General features: G+C 67.9%; 16 protein-coding genes and 1 pseudogene. 4 read left to right on the top strand and 13 right to left on the bottom strand.

Annotated elements, in window-relative coordinates; translation table 11 throughout:
- Window positions 1–139: 139 nt before the first annotated feature.
- The 3 genes from WMF36_RS14290 to WMF36_RS14300 form a co-directional block, all read right to left on the bottom strand.
- Entirely contained in the window at window positions 140–1351 is a 1212-nt protein-coding gene (locus WMF36_RS14290; protein WP_437580144.1) for a polysaccharide deacetylase family protein, read from the bottom strand.
- A 187-nt stretch (window positions 1352–1538) separates the two neighbouring features.
- Window positions 1539–4106, bottom strand: a complete 2568-nt coding sequence (locus WMF36_RS14295) for a polynucleotide kinase-phosphatase (protein ID WP_437580145.1) — start codon at window positions 4104–4106, stop codon at window positions 1539–1541.
- Window positions 4103–5605, bottom strand: a complete 1503-nt coding sequence (locus tag WMF36_RS14300; protein ID WP_437580146.1) for a 3' terminal RNA ribose 2'-O-methyltransferase Hen1 — start codon at window positions 5603–5605, stop codon at window positions 4103–4105. The genes WMF36_RS14295 and WMF36_RS14300 overlap by 4 nt, the downstream gene beginning before the upstream one ends.
- Before the next feature lie 387 nt (window positions 5606–5992).
- On the opposite strand from WMF36_RS14300, the gene WMF36_RS14305 reads away from it, so the two are divergent.
- The gene (locus tag WMF36_RS14305; protein ID WP_437580147.1) at window positions 5993–7291 is read left to right on the top strand and encodes an expansin EXLX1 family cellulose-binding protein; all 1299 of its coding nucleotides are present in this window, start codon (window positions 5993–5995) and stop codon (window positions 7289–7291) included.
- A gap of 215 nt (window positions 7292–7506) precedes the next feature.
- The gene (locus WMF36_RS14310) at window positions 7507–8634 is read left to right on the top strand and encodes an STAS domain-containing protein (protein WP_437580148.1); all 1128 of its coding nucleotides are present in this window, start codon (window positions 7507–7509) and stop codon (window positions 8632–8634) included.
- 115 nt (window positions 8635–8749) lie between these two features.
- Here WMF36_RS14310 and WMF36_RS14315 read toward each other — a convergent pair whose 3' ends face one another.
- On the bottom strand, window positions 8750–9793 hold the full coding sequence (locus tag WMF36_RS14315) for a transposase (RefSeq protein WP_437581915.1): 1044 nt from the start codon (window positions 9791–9793) through the stop codon (window positions 8750–8752).
- A gap of 277 nt (window positions 9794–10070) precedes the next feature.
- On the opposite strand from WMF36_RS14315, the gene WMF36_RS14320 reads away from it, so the two are divergent.
- Entirely contained in the window at window positions 10071–10253 is a 183-nt protein-coding gene (locus WMF36_RS14320) for a hypothetical protein (protein ID WP_437580149.1), read from the top strand.
- Here WMF36_RS14320 and WMF36_RS14325 read toward each other — a convergent pair.
- Together WMF36_RS14325 and WMF36_RS14330 are read right to left on the bottom strand one after the other, a co-directional pair.
- The gene (locus WMF36_RS14325; RefSeq protein ID WP_437580150.1) at window positions 10250–10477 is read right to left on the bottom strand and encodes a hypothetical protein; all 228 of its coding nucleotides are present in this window, start codon (window positions 10475–10477) and stop codon (window positions 10250–10252) included. The two genes, WMF36_RS14320 and WMF36_RS14325, sit on opposite strands and share 4 nt — an antisense overlap.
- Window positions 10478–10749: 272 nt before the next feature.
- A complete protein-coding gene (locus tag WMF36_RS14330; RefSeq protein WP_437580151.1) occupies window positions 10750–11292 on the bottom strand; it encodes a hypothetical protein in 543 nt (180 codons plus the stop codon).
- Between the two features lie 81 nt (window positions 11293–11373).
- Between WMF36_RS14330 and WMF36_RS14335 the strand changes: the two are divergent.
- Window positions 11374–11529, top strand: a pseudogene (locus WMF36_RS14335) (IS1 family transposase); the annotation flags it as partial.
- A 10-nt stretch (window positions 11530–11539) separates the two neighbouring features.
- On the opposite strand, the gene WMF36_RS14340 reads toward WMF36_RS14335, so the two are convergent.
- The 7 genes from WMF36_RS14340 to WMF36_RS14370 form a co-directional block, all read right to left on the bottom strand.
- On the bottom strand, window positions 11540–12340 hold the full coding sequence (locus tag WMF36_RS14340) for an HNH endonuclease (RefSeq protein WP_437580153.1): 801 nt from the start codon (window positions 12338–12340) through the stop codon (window positions 11540–11542).
- On the bottom strand, window positions 12333–12842 hold the full coding sequence (locus WMF36_RS14345) for a hypothetical protein (protein WP_437580154.1): 510 nt from the start codon (window positions 12840–12842) through the stop codon (window positions 12333–12335). Before WMF36_RS14345 ends, WMF36_RS14340 begins: the two co-directional genes overlap by 8 nt.
- On the bottom strand, window positions 12829–13569 hold the full coding sequence (locus tag WMF36_RS14350) for a hypothetical protein (protein ID WP_437580155.1): 741 nt from the start codon (window positions 13567–13569) through the stop codon (window positions 12829–12831). The genes WMF36_RS14345 and WMF36_RS14350 overlap by 14 nt, the downstream gene beginning before the upstream one ends.
- Window positions 13570–13696: 127 nt before the next feature.
- Window positions 13697–13945, bottom strand: coding sequence for a hypothetical protein (locus tag WMF36_RS14355; protein WP_437580156.1), 249 nt, complete (start codon window positions 13943–13945; stop codon window positions 13697–13699).
- Complete coding sequence (locus tag WMF36_RS14360) at window positions 13942–14508, bottom strand: RNA polymerase sigma factor (RefSeq protein ID WP_437580157.1); 567 nt, start codon at window positions 14506–14508, stop codon at window positions 13942–13944. Before WMF36_RS14360 ends, WMF36_RS14355 begins: the two co-directional genes overlap by 4 nt.
- Window positions 14505–14681 carry a hypothetical protein gene (locus WMF36_RS14365; RefSeq protein WP_437580158.1) on the bottom strand — a complete coding sequence of 59 codons (177 nt, stop codon included), beginning with the start codon at window positions 14679–14681 and terminating at the stop codon, window positions 14505–14507. Before WMF36_RS14365 ends, WMF36_RS14360 begins: the two co-directional genes overlap by 4 nt.
- 549 nt (window positions 14682–15230) lie before the next feature.
- Window positions 15231–16631, bottom strand: a complete 1401-nt coding sequence (locus tag WMF36_RS14370) for a hypothetical protein (RefSeq protein WP_437580160.1) — start codon at window positions 16629–16631, stop codon at window positions 15231–15233.
- Window positions 16632–16774 lie beyond the last annotated feature (143 nt).

The raw sequence follows: 16774 nt of genomic DNA on the forward strand, positions 1-16774 counted from the left end.
GGGCCGCGCTCCACGCCATCGGCGCGGTCGCCGCTTGCTGGTCGCGGCTGCGCGGGGCCGCCATCCTGGCATGGACGGGTGGGGGTCGGCTAGGCCCGAAGCCGCGCCGGTGACGGCGCGGGGCTTCGGGCGGCTCGCGTCACGGCGACAGCGTGACGGACTCCGGGTCGAGCGCCATCTCGTAGTAGCCGTGCGGATTCCAGGCGAGCGGAACGCCGCCCTGCTTGAGCGTGCCGCCGGTGACCGTCACGCGCACGTACTTGCCCGGCGGGAAGTTCTCGGGGAGCTGCCACGTGTAGGTCGTGTCGCTTCCGGACTGCGTGTTTGTGCCTCCGGTGACCGCCTTCTGGCCGCGCCAGTAGGAGCCGATGGCGACCATGCTGTCGATCCACACGTCGCCGAAATCCTTGACGTGCTTGACGTGCTCGAGGAAGGCATTGAGCGGTATGGGCTGATAGGCGCCGTCGCTGCCGCCGGTGAAGCCGTGGATACAGAAGGTGCGCCACTTCTTGCCCGTCCGCGCGCTCGTGACCTCCGCGTCCATCGCGGCCGTGGAGGCGTTGGTCGGGGGAATGTAGGTGGGCAGCTTGAACGGATTGCTCGAGTCGTTCGGGCTGATCAGGGCGTTGGACACGCCGCGATTGATGAGGAAGCGCGACTGGGAGATGCTTGTATACGCATCCGAGCCGTTCGGAGCCGCCATCGTATACGGCGTGATACCGAACGTGTCCTTGATGAATTTCGTCGCGGCGTCCGTATCGGAGCCGTTGTCGTTGCTGTCGTGGCGACTCGTGTGGTTGCCGAGCTCGTGCCCGTCCATCAGGGCCTTTTTCCACACCGGATTGTTCGCTTCAGCCTTGTTGGTCCAGACGTAGAAGGTGAACGGCACGCCGAGCGCGTTCAGCGCATCGTAGTTCTGGATCTGGGTCTGGTTCACGTCGTCGAAGGTGTACGTCACGGCGCCCGCGAAGCCGGCCCAGTCGATGACCTTGAACCCGCCGGCCGCGCCGGACGGCTTCGCCACGTTGTCGGCGCCGGGGGGCGTCGGGAGGCCGGAATCGACCGGCGTCCCTCCGCCGCCCGATCCTCCTCCACCCGTTGCGTCGTCGCCGCCGGTACCGGTGCTGGTGCTGGTGCTGGTGCCGGTATCGGTGCCGGTGCTCGTGCTCGCGCCGCCGGTGCCTCCGGTCGACGCCGAGGTCGTGCCGCCGGGATCGCCGGTTGTGACGCTTCCCGTCGTGCCGCTGCCGCTCGTCGCCGGCTGGCCGCCGCTGCCGCCGGCGCCTCCGTCACCCCCACCCCCCCCGTCATCGCCGCAGCCGGTGCAGTGCAGCGCGCCTAACAGCAGCATCGCACCGAGCACTGGTGACGATGATGCAGTAAAATTTCTGAGGTGGCGGAATCGCGATAGGTTCAACATAGTTCGATCGCAAAGATTCCCGCAAGACGCTCGGATGATCAAGGTGCACGCGAATTGACGCGGTGCATTGTCGTGGCGAGGTCGATTGAGCACCGCTCGATCGACCTCTCGCCCTCGATCACAGCCGAGGATCGATGGGCTCGCTCTCCAGCGCGAGCACGCCGAACACGCACTCGTGCACGCGATAGAGCGGCTCGCCCTCCACGAAGCGGTGGAGCGCCTCCAGGCCGAGCGCGTACTCCCGGAGCGCGAGCGCGCGCTTGCCGGCGACGCTCCGGCTCCGCAGCCGCGCGAGGTGCGGCGGCATCAGGTACTCCGGGCCGTAGATGATGCGCAGGTACTCCGGCCCACGGCACTTGATCGCCGGCTGGACGAGCCCGCGCGGGCCGCGGACCACCCACTCCCACGACTTGACCACCATCCCCTCGCCGCCGCGCTCGACCCTCTCGGTCCAGAAGGCCACCCCCTGCGCCTCGCTCTCCGGGTCCGAGAGGTCGACAACGCGGTGCGGGGTCGGCACGAAGAACCCCGGATCGACCTCGCAGAGCCGCCCGAGCTGCCGCAGGTGGAAGCCGTGATCCCGCGAGGCGTGCACCGCGCCCTCGCTCGCGAGCAGGTGAAACGGGGCGAGCCGGAGATCGGCGAGCGACCGCACCGGCCAGCAGTAGCGCCGGTAGGCCGCCACGTACCCGTCCATCGCCGCTTCCCGGGCCGCGTGGCGCTCGAGCAAGGGCCGCGCGCTCTCGTCGCGCGCGGCCGCCATCGAGAGCGCCCGGACCGCGGCGCCGAGCGACGCGCGGCCCGACGCGCCCACGGCGGCGTACTGCCCGCGCAAGAGGTCCTGCGCCTTCGCGGACCAGGGAAGGAGCTCCGCGTCGAGGCAGACCCAGTCGGTGCGGAGCTCGGTCCAGAGATCCGCGCGGTCCATCGCCGCGCGCACCCGGTCGATGAGCTCCCGGCTCCGCGCCTCGTCCGGGAAGAACGGCCTGCCCGTGCGCGTGACGCACACGCCGAGCGGCCCGTCGTCGACGCGGAACCGCCGCTGCCGCGCGGCCTCGTCGCGGCACACGACGAGCACCGCGCGCGACCCCATGTGCTTCTCCTCGCAGACGACGCGGCCCACGCCGTTCTGCCGGAAGTACGCGAACGCCTCGCGCGGGTGCTCGAGCAGGTCCCCGTCCTTCGCGGTCTCGCTCGGCGACATGGTCGGCGGCAGGTAGATGAGCCACCGCGGATCCACGGCGAAGCGGCTCATCGCCTCGAGCGCCGCCGCGGCGTTCTCCTCGCGGATCGTCACCATGCCGTGCACCCGCGTCCGGATCGCGCGCCGGCCCCTCACGTCGTCGATGTCGAGCACATCGCCGGCCTGCCCGCGCGATCCGGCCCTCGGGTCGCCCCCGCGCGGCGCGAGCGGCTTCTGCGGCTCGTAGTACACGCGGCGCGCCTTGACCTCGACGAGCTCGCGCTCCGGGTAGCGGAGCGCCGTGAGCGCGCCGCCGAACACGCACCCCGTGTCGATGCAGATGGTGCGGTTCTCCCACTCGGCCACGGTCGTCGGCGTGTGGCCATAAACCACCATCGCCTTGCCGCGGTACTCCGAGGCCCAGTTGTACCGCACCGGGAGGCCGTACTCGTCGGTCTCGCCCGTGGTCTCGCCGTACAGGCAGAACTCGCGCACCGCCCCCGAGCCGCGGCCCTGGAACGCCTCCTTGACCCCCGCGTGCGCGACCGCGAGGTTGCCGTCGTCGAGCACGTAGTGGCTGACGAGCCCGTCGATGAAGTCCGCCGCCTTCGCCTTGAACTCGTCCGTCTCCACCTCGAGCTGCGCGAGCGTCAGCTCGAGGCCGTGGGTCGCCCGCACGTCGCGGCCCCGCAGCTTCTTCAGCAGCTTCACGTCGTGGTTGCCGGGCACGCAGATCGCCGCGCCCGCCTCGACCATCCCCATCGCGAGGCGCAGCACGTCGGGCGAGCGCGGCCCGCGGTCCACGAGGTCGCCGAGGAAGAGCGCGCGCCGGCCCTCGGGGTGCGACGCGCGCGGCGCGTCCGGCAGCCCCTCCAGGCGGTAGCCGAGCGCCTCGAGCAGCTCGACGAGCTCGTCGAAGCAGCCGTGGACGTCGCCGATGATGTCGAACGGCCCGTGATCGTCGCGGCGATCGGTCCACAGGCGCTGCCGCTCGATCGTGGCCGCCTCGACCTCCTCGGGCGAGGAGAGCACGTGCACGTAGCGGAAGCCCTCGCGCCGGAGATCCCGGAGCGAGCGGCGGAGCTCGCGGCTCTGGCCCCGCACCACGTGCGGGCCGAACTGCCGGTCCGGGCGGCCGGCGTTGCGCGCGCGGCAGAGCTTCTCGGGCAGGTCGAGCACGATGGCGACCGGCAGCACGTGATGCTCGCGCGCGAGCGCCACGAGCGGCCTGCGCGCGTCGGGCTGCACGTTGGTCGCGTCGACGACGGCGAGCCGCCCGGCCGCGAGCCGCTTGCCCGCGATGAAGCGCAGGACCTCGAACGCGTCCGCGCTGGCGGCCTGGTCGTTCTCGTCGTCGGACACGACGCCGCGGTAGTGGTCGGACGAGAGGATCTCGGTCGGCTTGAAGTGCGCCCTCGCGAACGTGCTCTTGCCGGAGCCGGACGCGCCGACGAGCACGACCAGCGAGAGCGAGGGGACGACGAGGGGCTTCGGCTCGCTCACGACGCCACCTCCGCCGCCGGCGCCGCGGCGCCGGCGGCGCCCTGGCCGTCCGCGCCGCCGGCGTCGCCCTCGCCGTTCGCGTCGCCCTCGCCGCCCTCGCCGGCCGCGCGCGTGAAGATCGCCATCTGCGTCGGCGCGCCGAGCGACGGGTCCATCGGGCCGATGGGCAGGTGCTCGACGGCGTAGCCGTGCGCCGCCGTGACCTCCGCGCAGAAGGCGTGGAACTCGGCGCGCGTCCACTCGAAGCGGTGGTCGCCGTGGCGGAGCGCGCCGGGCGGCAGCCCCTCGAACCGCACGTTGTACTCGGCGTTCGGCGTGGTCACGATGACGACGCGCGGCCGCGCGTGCTCGAAGACGGCGCGGGTGAGCGCGCCGAGGCGCGAGAGGTCCACGTGCTCGATGACCTCGACGAGGGTCACGGCGTCGTGGCCCGAGAAGCGCGCGTCGCGGTACGTGATCGACGCCTGGAAGAGCTGGATCCGCCGCTTCTGCTTGTCGGGGAGGTCGTCGAGGCGGAGCCGGTTTCTGGCGATCTCGAGGCTGCGCATCGAGACGTCGGCGCCGGCGACGCGCTCGAAGACGCGCTCGTCGACGAGGCGCTTCAGCAGCTTGCCTTCGCCGCAGCCGAGGTCGAGCACGCTCCTCGCCTCGGCCCGGCGGAGCGCCGCGACGACGGCCGCGCGCCGCTCCTCGTCGAGGCTCATCCGCGCCTCGGCCCTGTCCTCGGGCGCGGCCTTCTCGTCCTCGGCCTCCTCGGGGCTCGCCGCCTCGTCGGCCACGAGCCGGGCGAGCGCCGCGCGGAAGAGCGGCCGGCTGTGCTTGAGGTAGCGGAGCGCGATCGCCTCGCGCTCGGGGTGCTCCGCGAGCCAGCCCTCGCCCTTGGCGAGGAGGTTGTCGACCTCGGCGTCGCCCACGTAGTAGTGCTTCTTGTCGTCGAGCACGGGCACGAGCACGTAGAGGTGCGCGAGCAGCTCCTGGAGCCGGCACGTCCTCGCGAGCGAGACGCGCAGGTAGGCGCTCTGGCCCCACTCCGGGAACGTCTCGTCGAGCGGCAGGCGCTCGGCCGCGACCTCGTAGCCGAGCGGCTCGAAGAGCCGCCGGAGCAGCGCCTCGCCGCCGCGGCACGGCAGCGCCGAGAGGGTGGCGGAGAGGGGGAGCGGCACGTCGGCGAGCTCCGGGCGGTCGCGGCACTTGCCGCCGAGCGCCGAGCCGAAGACCTGCGCTATCGCCACCGAGAGGAACGACGAGGCGACATAGGGCCGGTCGTTGACGTACTGCGCGAGCGTGCCCGGCTCGCCCGCGCCGCGCCCGCGCACGAGGTCCACGGGGTCGACGTCGAGCAGGAGCGCCGCGGTGCACCGGTCCTCGGTCGCCTCCGGATAGAACACGTGCGCCTTGCCGAACGAGAGCGCGAACGACTGCGTGTGCGCCGGGTTCTTGACGAGCAGGTAGCCGAGATCGGTCGCCGGCCGGTGCGTGGTGGTGAGCGTGAGGAGCATCGGGGGCCGCAGTCTACGTGCGCGGGGCAACTCGCGACAATCGTGGTCGCGCGGCGCTCGCCGCGCAGCGCGCGCCGCTCCCGGCGCGGCAGACAGAGGATCTCTCCAGCTGGGTTGGCTGAAGTCGAATGCTCGAGGGGGAGACGGTGGTGATGTGGGCGCTCGTGAGCGCGATGTGGGGAATCGGCGCCTGTGCAGGTGCTTTTGCCAGAGGTGAAATGTTCGATGAAGCAGCCGTTTTCTCCGGTCTGAAGAGATCATTCCAGAGTGCTTGTCTGTCAAAATGACTTTTCTGTGTGTCCGAGCGATGGCGAGCTCATGAGTTTGCATTCATGAAGACGCTGCCGGTCGCGCTCTCTCGGTGCGCCCATGACGTGGAGATTCAGGATGCGATTTTTGGCTTATCGATCTGCTGTCGCGCTATCTTTCTTTGGCCTCTTCGCCGCCGCGTGCACCGCCGAGGTGCCGGGCGAGGAGGAGGTCGCGGGGGACCTCACCAGCGCCGTGGTGACGACCGACGGGCTCGGGGTCGCGGCGCTGACGAGGTCGTCCGACTGGGGCAGCGGCTACTGCGTGAACGTGAACGTCGTGAACGAGGGGATCACGCCGGTGACGTCGTGGACCGTGGTGATCGATCTCAAGCAGTCCGCCGTGTCCAGCCTGTGGGGGGCTCAGTCCAGCCGGAGCGGCTCGATCCTGACGGTGACCCCGCCTTCCGGTAACGCGCCGATCCCGGTGGGGGGCTTGACCAGCTTCGGGTTCTGCGCGAACGCGACCGGGGGCGACTATCGACCGGTGATGGTGTCCATGACCCAGACCGGCGCGACCGGCTCGGGTCAGACGACGGGCTCGGGTCAGACGACGGGCTCGGGGGCCACGACCGGCGCCGGCGGCTCGGGCGCGGGCGGGGCAGGGGGGAGCGGTGGGGGCGCGACGAGCGGCGCCGGCGGCTCGGCCGGCGGCAGCTCCGACGGCGGCGGGACCTGCTCGATCCCGCTCCCGAGCTACGAGGACGGCGACGGATCGGCGACGTGGTACACGCTCAGCCAGGGCTCGGGCGCGGTGAACTGCAGCTTCCCGGTCCTCGGGCGCAGCCCGGACAGGATTGCGCACGTGGCGACCGGCGGAGGCCGGTATTTCGCGGCCATGAACACGGCCGACTACGACACCGCGGCCGCGTGCGGAGCGTGCGTGGAGGTGAGCCGCGACGACGGGCGGAAGGTCGTGGCGACGGTCGTCGATCAGTGTCCCATCGGCAGCAACCCGAAGTGCACGGCCGGGCACATCGATCTGAGCAAGGAGGCCTTTCAGCAGATCGGGTCGACCGAGGAGGGCTATCTCGGGACCGGCAACGGCGGGGCGAGGGGCAAGATCTCCTGGAAGTACGTCGCGTGCCCGGTCGAGGGGAACCTCTCCATCTCGCTCAAGGAGCAGAACAGCTGGTGGAACGAGTTCCGCGTGCAGGGCCATCGCAACCCGATCGAGCGGGTCGAGGTCCAGCTCGGCGGGACGTGGAGGGAGGCCACGCGGCAGTCCTACAACTACTGGCGCGTCGGCAACGGCAACATGACGCCGGGGCCGTGGCGCGTGCGTGTGACCGACGTCTTCGGCGAGATGATCGAGACCACGGTCCAGGTCAGCACGGCCGAGCAGACCGCGTCCTCCCAGTTCTCGACGTGCGAGTGAGCCGGCCGCTCTCCGGTCCGCTCTAGCCCTCGCCACCGCTGCTTCGGCCTCATCCCCGAGGGGCTGTCACGGACGTGCGCGCCTGCGCGAATCCCCGATTGCCGTCTTGGCCGGATCGGTGCCAGTCGCGGCGCGCCCGTCGGGGGCGACGCGTGGCGGGCTGAGCCGGTACACTGCGGCAGGCGGGCACGCGAGCTCGTGGACTCGGAGGATTTATGAGCACAAGCTCTCAGCTTTCGGGCGAGAAGATCCGCGTCGACGTTGGGGGGATGCCGATCGAATGGGATGTCGACAACGGCCAGTGCACCTGGGCCGGCGTCCCGTCGGTGTCCATGTTTGTGCCGAGCAGCGTGCTCGGGCTGATGTCCGGCTTCCAGCGGATGGCGGGGACCGAGCGCTTCAACCTCGCCGTGGAGAGCGGGGGGCGGCTCAGCATCGAGGACGACTGGACGTTCCTCTCCGGCTACCCGACGTTCGAGGAGGGCTTCAGGGCGCTCGGGATCGGTGCGGCCACCGCGGGCTGGGGCCGGTGGCAGGCGGTCTCGGTGGACCGGGAGCGGAAGGAGGCGCGCTTTCGCGTGGTGAACGGGTGGGAGGCGCTCTACCAGAAGGAGCTGGATGTCTGCTGGGGGAGCAGCATGATGGCGGGCAAGCTCGCTGGATACTGCACAAGGCTGTTCGGGCAGGAGTGCGAGGTCGAGCAAACGTCGTTCGCCGCGCGGGGCGATCTCCACGACGAGTTCACGGTGCGCTGCGCGACGATCACCCTGGAGGAGCGGCTGCAGCGCCTGTTCGACGAGGAGCTGGCGACGAAGGCGGACCTGGCCATCGCGCTGCACAAGCTGAAACGCGAGGTCGAGGAGCGGGTCCGCATCGCCGAGGAGCTCCAGAAGACCGAGCAGGAGCTCCGCGAGAAGCTGTCGTTGATCGAGCGGCAGCAGCACGAGCTGCGCGCGCTCGCCACCCCGATCATCCAGGTGTGGGACGGCGTGCTGACGCTCCCCTTGATCGGCACGCTCGACGGCGTGAGGGCCGGGGTGATCACGGAGGAGCTGCTCGACGCGATCGTCCGGACCGGCGCCCGCTATGCGATCCTCGACATGACCGGCGTCGACGGCATCGATGAGGCGACCGCCGACCATGTGATCCGGATCGTGCGCGCGGTCGGGCTGCTCGGCGCCAAGGGGGTCATCACCGGCGTGCGCCCCGCGGTGGCGGTGCTGATGACGTCGCTCGGCCTCGACATGTCCGCCGTCGCCACGCAGCGGAACCTCCGCGAGGGGCTGCGGATGTGCATCCGGTTGCTGGGCGGCGCGAGGGCCGGGGGTGGCGGCGGCAGGTAAGCCAGGGGCGGCCGAACCGCCCCGCGAGCACCGAGAACAGGTGGTGCTGCACTTTGCCCCGAAGTGCAGCACTCGCGCTCAAAGTGCAGCACCCTGCGGAAGCAAAGTGCAGCACTCACGACCCCTCCGGGGGGTCGAACAGAGACAGCTGGATCGGGCCATCCGGCGCGGGCGGCGGAGCAGCGTGGACCGGCGGTGCCGGTGCGGGCGGAGGTTCGCTCCGGCGGCGCTGCTTCAGCGCGGGCGTCGGCTCGGTCACGAGCCTCAGGAAGCCCCGGTTGTTCGGGAGCGCCCTCGCTGGCGTGGGAGGCTCGCGATGAGTGAGCGGCTTCGCCTCGGGGGCGGCTGCCTCCTCCTCGGTCATGAGCGTCTCCAGGAGCTCGTCCAGCGTCCACACGTGGTCGGTGATGCCGGCCTGCATCGCGGGCGTGACACGCAGCGTGCGCACGACGCGGGTCAGGTTGTACGCCACGTAGTTCAACGCCACGGCGGCGGCGTGGTGCCCGCCCTTCTTCGAGAAGGCGTAGCAGAGCCGGCGCATGCGGCCGTTGCTGTGGCGCGTGGAGCCGTTCAGGCGCTCGACGTAGGACGTGGACGCCTTGGCCGGGTCGGGAGCGCCGTAGACCACGGACTTCGTGATGAACGGGTCGCGCGGCGGCTCGTACCGGTGGTCATCGCGCCGGCCACGGCTGCCAGAGCGGTAGTTCTTGACAGTCTGCATGTAGTCAATCGACTTACCGAACGACTCGCCGACGGCGTGGACGTACGGGGCGAAGCCGTCGCTGGTCAGCTGCGGCATGACCAGCATGCGGGCGCGCAGGTCGGCGATGAAGGCGTCTGTGGTGGTCTGGTCGCGCTTGCCGACACGCCAGGAGATGACCATGCGGCTGGTGGCGTCAATGGCAACGAAGGTGTACGCCTCGCCCACGTCGGGCGGGTCGGCCTCGGTCACGCGCGACTGCTTCTTCTGGACGAAGGACCAGATCTCGTCCACCTGGACCAGGCTGCACTGCACGTCTCGCACGAGCCGGTCATGCAGGCGCGCCGCGCCGGCACCAAGCGCCAGCAGGAGGCGCGTGATGGTGCGGTGGTTGACCTCGGTCATGCGCTCGGCTGCCCGGATGCTGTTGCCATCCAGCAGGGCAGCCAGGACACGCATGCGCTTCTCCGCCGGGAGCACGTTCGCCACGGGACCCTTGCCTTTCTCCAGCGGAGGGCCCACGATCCGGTCTGCCAGGACGTCGGACGGGTCGCACCGCTCGGCTTCTGCCGCCTCGCTTCCGGGTACCATCCGGAGGCGGGGCGTTTTCGTCTAAGGTCCTCTGATTATACGGATTTTCAGCGGGGAAACCGCTCGAAACGGCTCGAAAGAGGGGGCGCTAGGACAGATGGCGTCATAGCGGCGAACCGACCACCTTGCGGTGGAGGAGATCGCTATGGATAGCAACGACGATGGAATCCGTTCAGAGAACAAGGAGCCGACCGATGTTGAGCGCGTGTCGCGCATCAGGTCCATGTTCCTCGAAGTGGCGGAGATGTTCTTGCAGCAGGCTCGCGATAGTAGCGATGGCAAATCGCTCGACTGTGCAATCCGCGCGTGGGAAGCGGCTAGCGACTAGCGCTTGCGCTGTCGTCCGTATACGGCCTGATAGTCATCATCGCCTAGCATGTTCGTGTTATCGATGATGAGTTTCAGGCCATCTGTTGCAGCAGCGACCAGTTTGGCCGCAGACTCCACGTACTCGGGCGACACCTTGGGGGTGTTGAAAATTGAGTCGGCGTAATCGCAAGCCGTTTTGACGGTGTCTATGTACTTACGCACCGCGTGTTTTTCTTCGGACATGTCATCTCCCGTCAGCAAAGGACATCGTGGATGTGAGCACGCGCTCGTACGACGGCGCTACTCGCCGTCCGTTCAGCGGCAGACGTTCAGTGATACGGTGGGCGCATAATGGCGCGGCGTCGGCTGCCGAACGGGCGCGGTTGGCTGGAACTGATTGTTGGCGGGCGCAGGGGGGGGGCGTGTGTGGACGCGTCAAATTGGGAATTGATTGAACTTCGCGACGGGAACGGCGACGTTATCGGTCGCGTGCGCAGGCGTCGGCTCGACCGAGGTCAGCCAAACCCACGCGGTTTGCCGAACCGGTAATGTTCGTCGTCGCCAGCGCTCTCGTCATCGCTGGAACTAGCGGCAAATTGCGCCTGCTGAGCCTCGTCACTCTGGTGTATCAGCCCCCTCTTTATGGGTTGCTCAATGTGGTCTTTGAGCCTTTGGAATACGCTTTCATGAAACGCCTCGTGCGCACTGCTGTCGTCGAGGTCGACCAATGACGTTGCATCGAAGCAAGACACATCGTATTTGCCGCCCGCATAGCGGACTCTCGCAGCCAACTCGAACATGTGGTTGGACAGGACAATCTTTATGCGCCCAACTGCCCGTCCTTTCTTGTCTCGAATCGCATGCGGTGATATTAGCACCTCGCCAGCTGCCTTGTTGGCTTCCGCGCGCAAGATTGCCCATTGTGCGGATGGGCATTCAAGGTACTTGACAAGTCCATTCATGAGCTCATGGAGCAGCTTCTGCTCGTTTTTCTCTATGACGCCCATCGTCTCATGGACGTTTACCGACAGTCGTTCCAACTCGTCGTACTTAGACACCTCGGCCTCCTGGTGTTGCACCAGGAATACACGGACCGTTGATCGCGCGTAACTACGCACATGTTCAGATGTGCGCATGCCGCCAGGGCCCTGCCAAACGGGCGCGGATTCCTCCGGCTGGTCGGCAGCGCGCCGGCTGCGCCTGTGGCGCCTACGCCGCCCGTGGCGGGCAGGCCGGAGCCTCCGCCAGCGCCGAAGCCGAGGCGCATGTTGCAACTGAGCTTGTTTGGCGATTGAGTAGGTTGATTTATCGGCGCTGCCGACGTCGGCTTTTCTTGGCTGACTGGCCCAGTTGTTTTGCAGCGGGCGGCGCATCCGCCGTCCATGTCTCTGGCTTATAGGCTTTCATCTCAATCTTTAGAAAACGACGCCGCTCGGCGCTAGCAGTTCTTCGCTCATCCTCGTCGCGATCTATGAGAGGCGACCTATTCCAGTCGGCGACAACAAACGTTGCCTTAGTAAACTGACTAAGTTCCTCGGCCCTGTCGCCAAGTTCGCGCCTGACGCGTTCAAAGTACGCACGCGCCTGCTTTCGCACACGTTCGATCTGGTATCCCTTCAGGGCGCGAAGGCCGATTAGGATCTGATTTTCTGCATCATAAAGCTCAGCGCGAGCTCGGCGTAGCCGGAACAGTCGATCGCTGTTTAGGTACAGCGCAGCCTCTGTCAACTTGCCAATTGGGGTGAGTGGTCTGACGCGAAATGTCTCCTCCAGCTCCAAATGCTGCGTCGGGTCATCTTCGTCAACCTTCAAGAATCTGAATCCACGCTCGTAATCTTCGTCTGGCGGAAGATCCCCCTTCAGCCCATTACATATATCGCAAGACCAGAACAGGTTCGAGTAATCGTCACGCAGCGCGCCAAATCTCGCCTGTGGTCGATAGTGGTCTACCTCGAACGCAATTCCTCGCGCTTCTATCTCGGATACACTACAGTATGCACATGAAAACCAGAAATCTTCCCGTAGTTGATCGCGGTATTCCAGATAGTTCGATACAGGGCGCACACCGGATCGTGCAACTAGACATGCCGACGACGGCTCAGCCACGCGATTTGCTCCTGCCTTTGCCCTTGCCGCTGACAGGACCAAGCTGTGACACCAGCGCATTTATGTCATGAGCCAGTGTCTGATGCACTCTAGCGATTTCCTCAAGACGATCGATGTCCTGTCCGTGCCTTGCGTCCTCGACTCGATCTATCTGCCATCTGACGAGGCGCAACTGTCTAGACTCGGACGTAGAAATATTTCCTAACACCTCCTTCATCGCGAGCCTCTGGTGCTCCGACATTAATTCAGCGTATCTCTCTTTGGGTATTTTTCTGGCGACCGCTCTTCCGGCGAGTCTTGCGCTTACTTCGTACTGCATTGAGACTGGATGACTTTCTCCGGTGTGCGGCATGCTGGACCCTATTGAGTATAGATGTCCAGTGCTGGCACCGGACAAGGCCGTGGCGGCTTCTGCCTTTGTGCCTGAGGCACGCAGCATCTCCGCTGCATCGATGCTCGAATCGTGGACAATGCGTTCTGCGGTTGCGTCAGCCTTGGACATAGCTGAGATCTCCAGCGCCAAATAGGTCGAAATATTTCAGTGCGGCGTCCGACCACTCCGTGAACTGCGTGGCAATCGTGCTAGCATTGATGGGTACTTCGCTTGCGAAGACACGCTGCCAATCCAACTTCAATTCCATACGACCAGGGCGATCTGCACGATTAAAGTCGATCGTGTGATGACACCGATCTGTCCATCTGTCGTTTTTGTGGACGTCCACGAGAATCGTGCCCACGATTGCCGTGGCTTCGCAGGACCATGGGCTGGCGATGTGACGGAGAAGCGTCTCAACCCCAGGAGGCAATTGGTCCATCGACAGAGTAGCGGCCGTCATGATGCCAATCCTCTTGAGTTTTCTGCTATGATGCCTATTTAACACCGTGGCCAGTCCGACGAACTCTTCTATGCAATTTTGGAGCAGCGACGAATACACCGTCAGCGCTTCTGCCGCGGAGCGCTCTGGTGAAGAGCGGGCTTTTTCGACGACAGGTGTCCCGTACAGGAACTGCGCGCTGATGCTCTCGTGAGAGATGGTGTACTGGTAGCTCCCTACCGAGATGGCTAGCTGGTAGAGTTGCTTCGCGTCCACGCCAACGGCACCGTTCTTCGCGATCCATTTCTCTAGCAGCGGACGAAGGGCGGCAGCATGCTCATGCGACGTGAGCAAAACCGGATCCAGGAGAAAGCCCACGGTAGGCACGGCCAAGACTTGATCCAGCCAGTTCATCTAGTAGCTTATATCTGGCTCGGCCTCCCGAGCAAACCTGCTCAAATGCCGCCGGTTCCTTTGTCCACTGTGCGACGATGTGCGTGGTGCGCGGCGGAGAGATTGCTAGGCTGTCGGTCGGGGGGATCTACTCGCGCCGCACGAAGTGCCGCTCTACGGCGTCGAGGATCTGCAAGGCGCCGCGTGCTTCTGCGACAGCCTCGCGTTCGGCGCGGGTCCTCGCCTCCATCTGAGCGGCGAGTACGTCGGCCCAGAGGCGCTCGCGGTCCCATGGGTAGACAGCGTAGGCATCGAGGGCGCGCACCCGCTCGGCAAGGTAGAGGAGGTCCTCCGGGGTCAGCACGCGGCGCTTCTCGCGCTCGGCTCGGGCGCTCATCGGCGCCACCTCCGGATCTTGAGCGCCAGCGCTTCGCGGGCGATGCGCAAGCGGCTTGCCGCCGTGCCGGGGCTCATGCCGCGCCGCTTGGCGTACGCGACGAGCGACTCCGGGTCGTCCACGGCGAGGAGCGCCTCGGCTTGCCAGGGCGGCAGGCTCGCCAGCGCTTCCAGTACTTCGCGGGCCTGGAGCTGCGCTTCAAGGCTCGGACCGGCGGGCTCGTGCAGCCTGCCGAGAGGCTGCGCATGAAGCACCGCGCGCCGCACCCACGCGCTGTTCATGTAGTGGCCGGCCTTGCGCCAGCTGATGCCGTACAGCCACTTCCGGAGCGCCCTGCGGGCGTCCTCTGTGGGGTCCGGCCGGTACATGCCACGGCGCACGGAGCGCCACGCGCCCATGAGCACCTGCTGCTCCACGTCGGCACGGTCGCGCGACGGGACGCCGCTCGCGATGAGCACGGCGACGATGACCGAGCGCTCGGCGAGGATCGCCTGCATCGTCGGTCGCTGGCTTCGATGTCGCGCGGCAGGCGGGCTCTGCGCCCCCTTCCGCGGGCGCTTCACCCGCTCCTCCCGCAGTGGGCGCAACGGTCAGCGGCGACGAGCCCACCGAGGAGCTGCTCGACGGTGACGCCGGCCGCCTTGGCGGCGCGCATGGCCATCGCGAGCGAGCCGCCGTCGTGGCCCTTCACGATGTTGCGGAGGGTGCTCCGCGAGACGCCCATGACGTCGGCCAAGCAGTCCCATGTTCCGTACGCGGCGCGCAGGTTCCGCAGGGTCGCCCGGAGACGCTTGCTCTGTGTGGGTGTAAGTGTGAGACGCTGGCGACGCGCGGGCGCACGTCCGCCTTGCCCACCGTCGGGTGGGATCAGGTATAGCTGCACTGTCGGACCTCGTTGCTGCGGGGTTCGGCCACGCTGCCCGGGGTGGTTGCACACCCGCGGGCAGCACTTGCTTACGGCCGAACTTAGCCCGTCACGCGAGGGCCGGAGTCAAAGTGCAGCACTCAAATCCAAAGTGCAGCACTACCCGAGAACACCCTGGGGAGGGCGGTGGAACCGCTCCGCGAGCACCGAGAACACCCTGGGGAGGGCGGTGGAACCGCTCCGCGAGCACCGAGAACACCCTGGGGAGGGCGGTGGAACCGCCCCGCGAGCACCGAGAACACCCTGGGGAGGACGGTGGAACCGCCCCAGGAGCACCGAGAACACCCTGGGGAGGGCGGTGGAACCGCTCCGCGAGCACCGGATCCGTGATGGGGAGGCGGTCTGATGGAGAGCTACCGGTCAGCCGGCGCCGCCCGCCCCGCCCGCACCAGCGGCACCGCCCGCGCCGCCCGCACCAGCGGCACCGCCGGCACCGCCCGCACCACCGGCGCCGCCCGCACCACCGGCACCACCGGCTCCAGCGGCACCGCCGGCACCGCCGGCACCGCCGGCACCGCCGGCACCGCCGGCACCGCCCGCGCCGCCCACACCGCCGGCACCGCCCGTACCCCCGGCACCGCCCGTACCGCCCGTACCGCCCGTACCACCCGCGCCGCCCGCGCCGCCCGCGCCGCCAGCGCCGCTCGCACCACCTTCACCGCCCGCGCCGCCCGTGCCTGAATTGCTCAGCGGGTATCTTTCGTCGAGGCACAGCCGGCCTTGAGGCGTCACCGTGCAGACCTCGCCTTCTTCCGTGCATTGCCTCTGGCCCCGCGGGCAAGCCGTCGGTCCGAAGAGGCAAAAGCCGTTGCCGTCCAGCCCCACGAACGCGCACGAGGCGTGCGGCATCAGGCAATCGCCGTGGCTCGTGCACGCCTTGGCGCAGACACCGATATCGCCGATGCCGGGATCCTCCGTCAGCGCGTAGGTGCACAGACCGCTCTCCAGCCCTCCGCAGTCCTCGTTCGCGATGTCCCCGCCGAGCGCGCACAGCCCCGCGCAAACGGAGAGCGCCGGGCTGAAGCCGATGCACCACCCCGCGCAGGGATCCGTGCCCTCGTCCCCGATCTCGCACGCTGAGCCCGCAGGGAGCCCGGCCGTCGGCTCGTCGACGCAAAGGCTCATCCGGGGGTCGCACACGCGGCCGGCGCACTGGCTGTCCGAGCCGCAGCCCGGCATGCACACGGTCACATCACCGATGCTGTCACAGCGAAGGTCCTCGCGGCCGTGGCACTTCGCCGGATCGAGCTCGTCGTCGAGGCTGACGAGCGGAGGTTCTCCCTGGGGGCATCCCAGAAGGCAGATGCCTTCAAGGCACGCGCTGCCCTCGCCCTCACAATCGCCGTCTGCACCGCACGACGTCGTGCAGTACCCGCCCGCCGGGCCTCCGCCGAAGAACTCGTTGCCCGATTCGGAGAGGCAAAGGCCGCTCGGGCCGCAGTCGGCGTCCACCTCGCACCGAGCGCCGAGCCCCCCATTGCCGCCGCCGTCGCCGCCACCGCCGTCGCCGCCGCTGCCGCCGTCGCCGCCGCCGTCACCGCTGCCGCCGTCACCGCCGCCGTCGTCGCCGCCGCCGTCGCCGCCGTCACCGTTGCCGCTGCCGCCGTCGCCGCCCACGCCCGAGCTGGCGCTCCCGGAAACGGAGCTCGTGCTCGGCGAGCTCCCTCCCGTGCCGTCGTCCGGGTCGTCAGAGCAACCGAGGAACCCTGTCGAGAAGGCGAGCGTGGTGAGCAAAACGGTCGAAATTGTTCGCGTTTTCATCGATGTCTCCCGCGCCAGGAGGCCCTGCCCACAGCGGGCGCGCCCTCGACTGATCTCGAGACAGTAACGGAATCGGTGCTGCTCCAACATTGGCAAACGGCCTCGCGCCGTCTTCCGATGTCGCCGCCGGCGGCGACCCGATC

This window comes from Sorangium sp. So ce887, assembly GCF_051521455.1.
Taxonomy (GTDB): domain Bacteria; phylum Myxococcota_A; class Polyangia; order Polyangiales; family Polyangiaceae; genus Sorangium.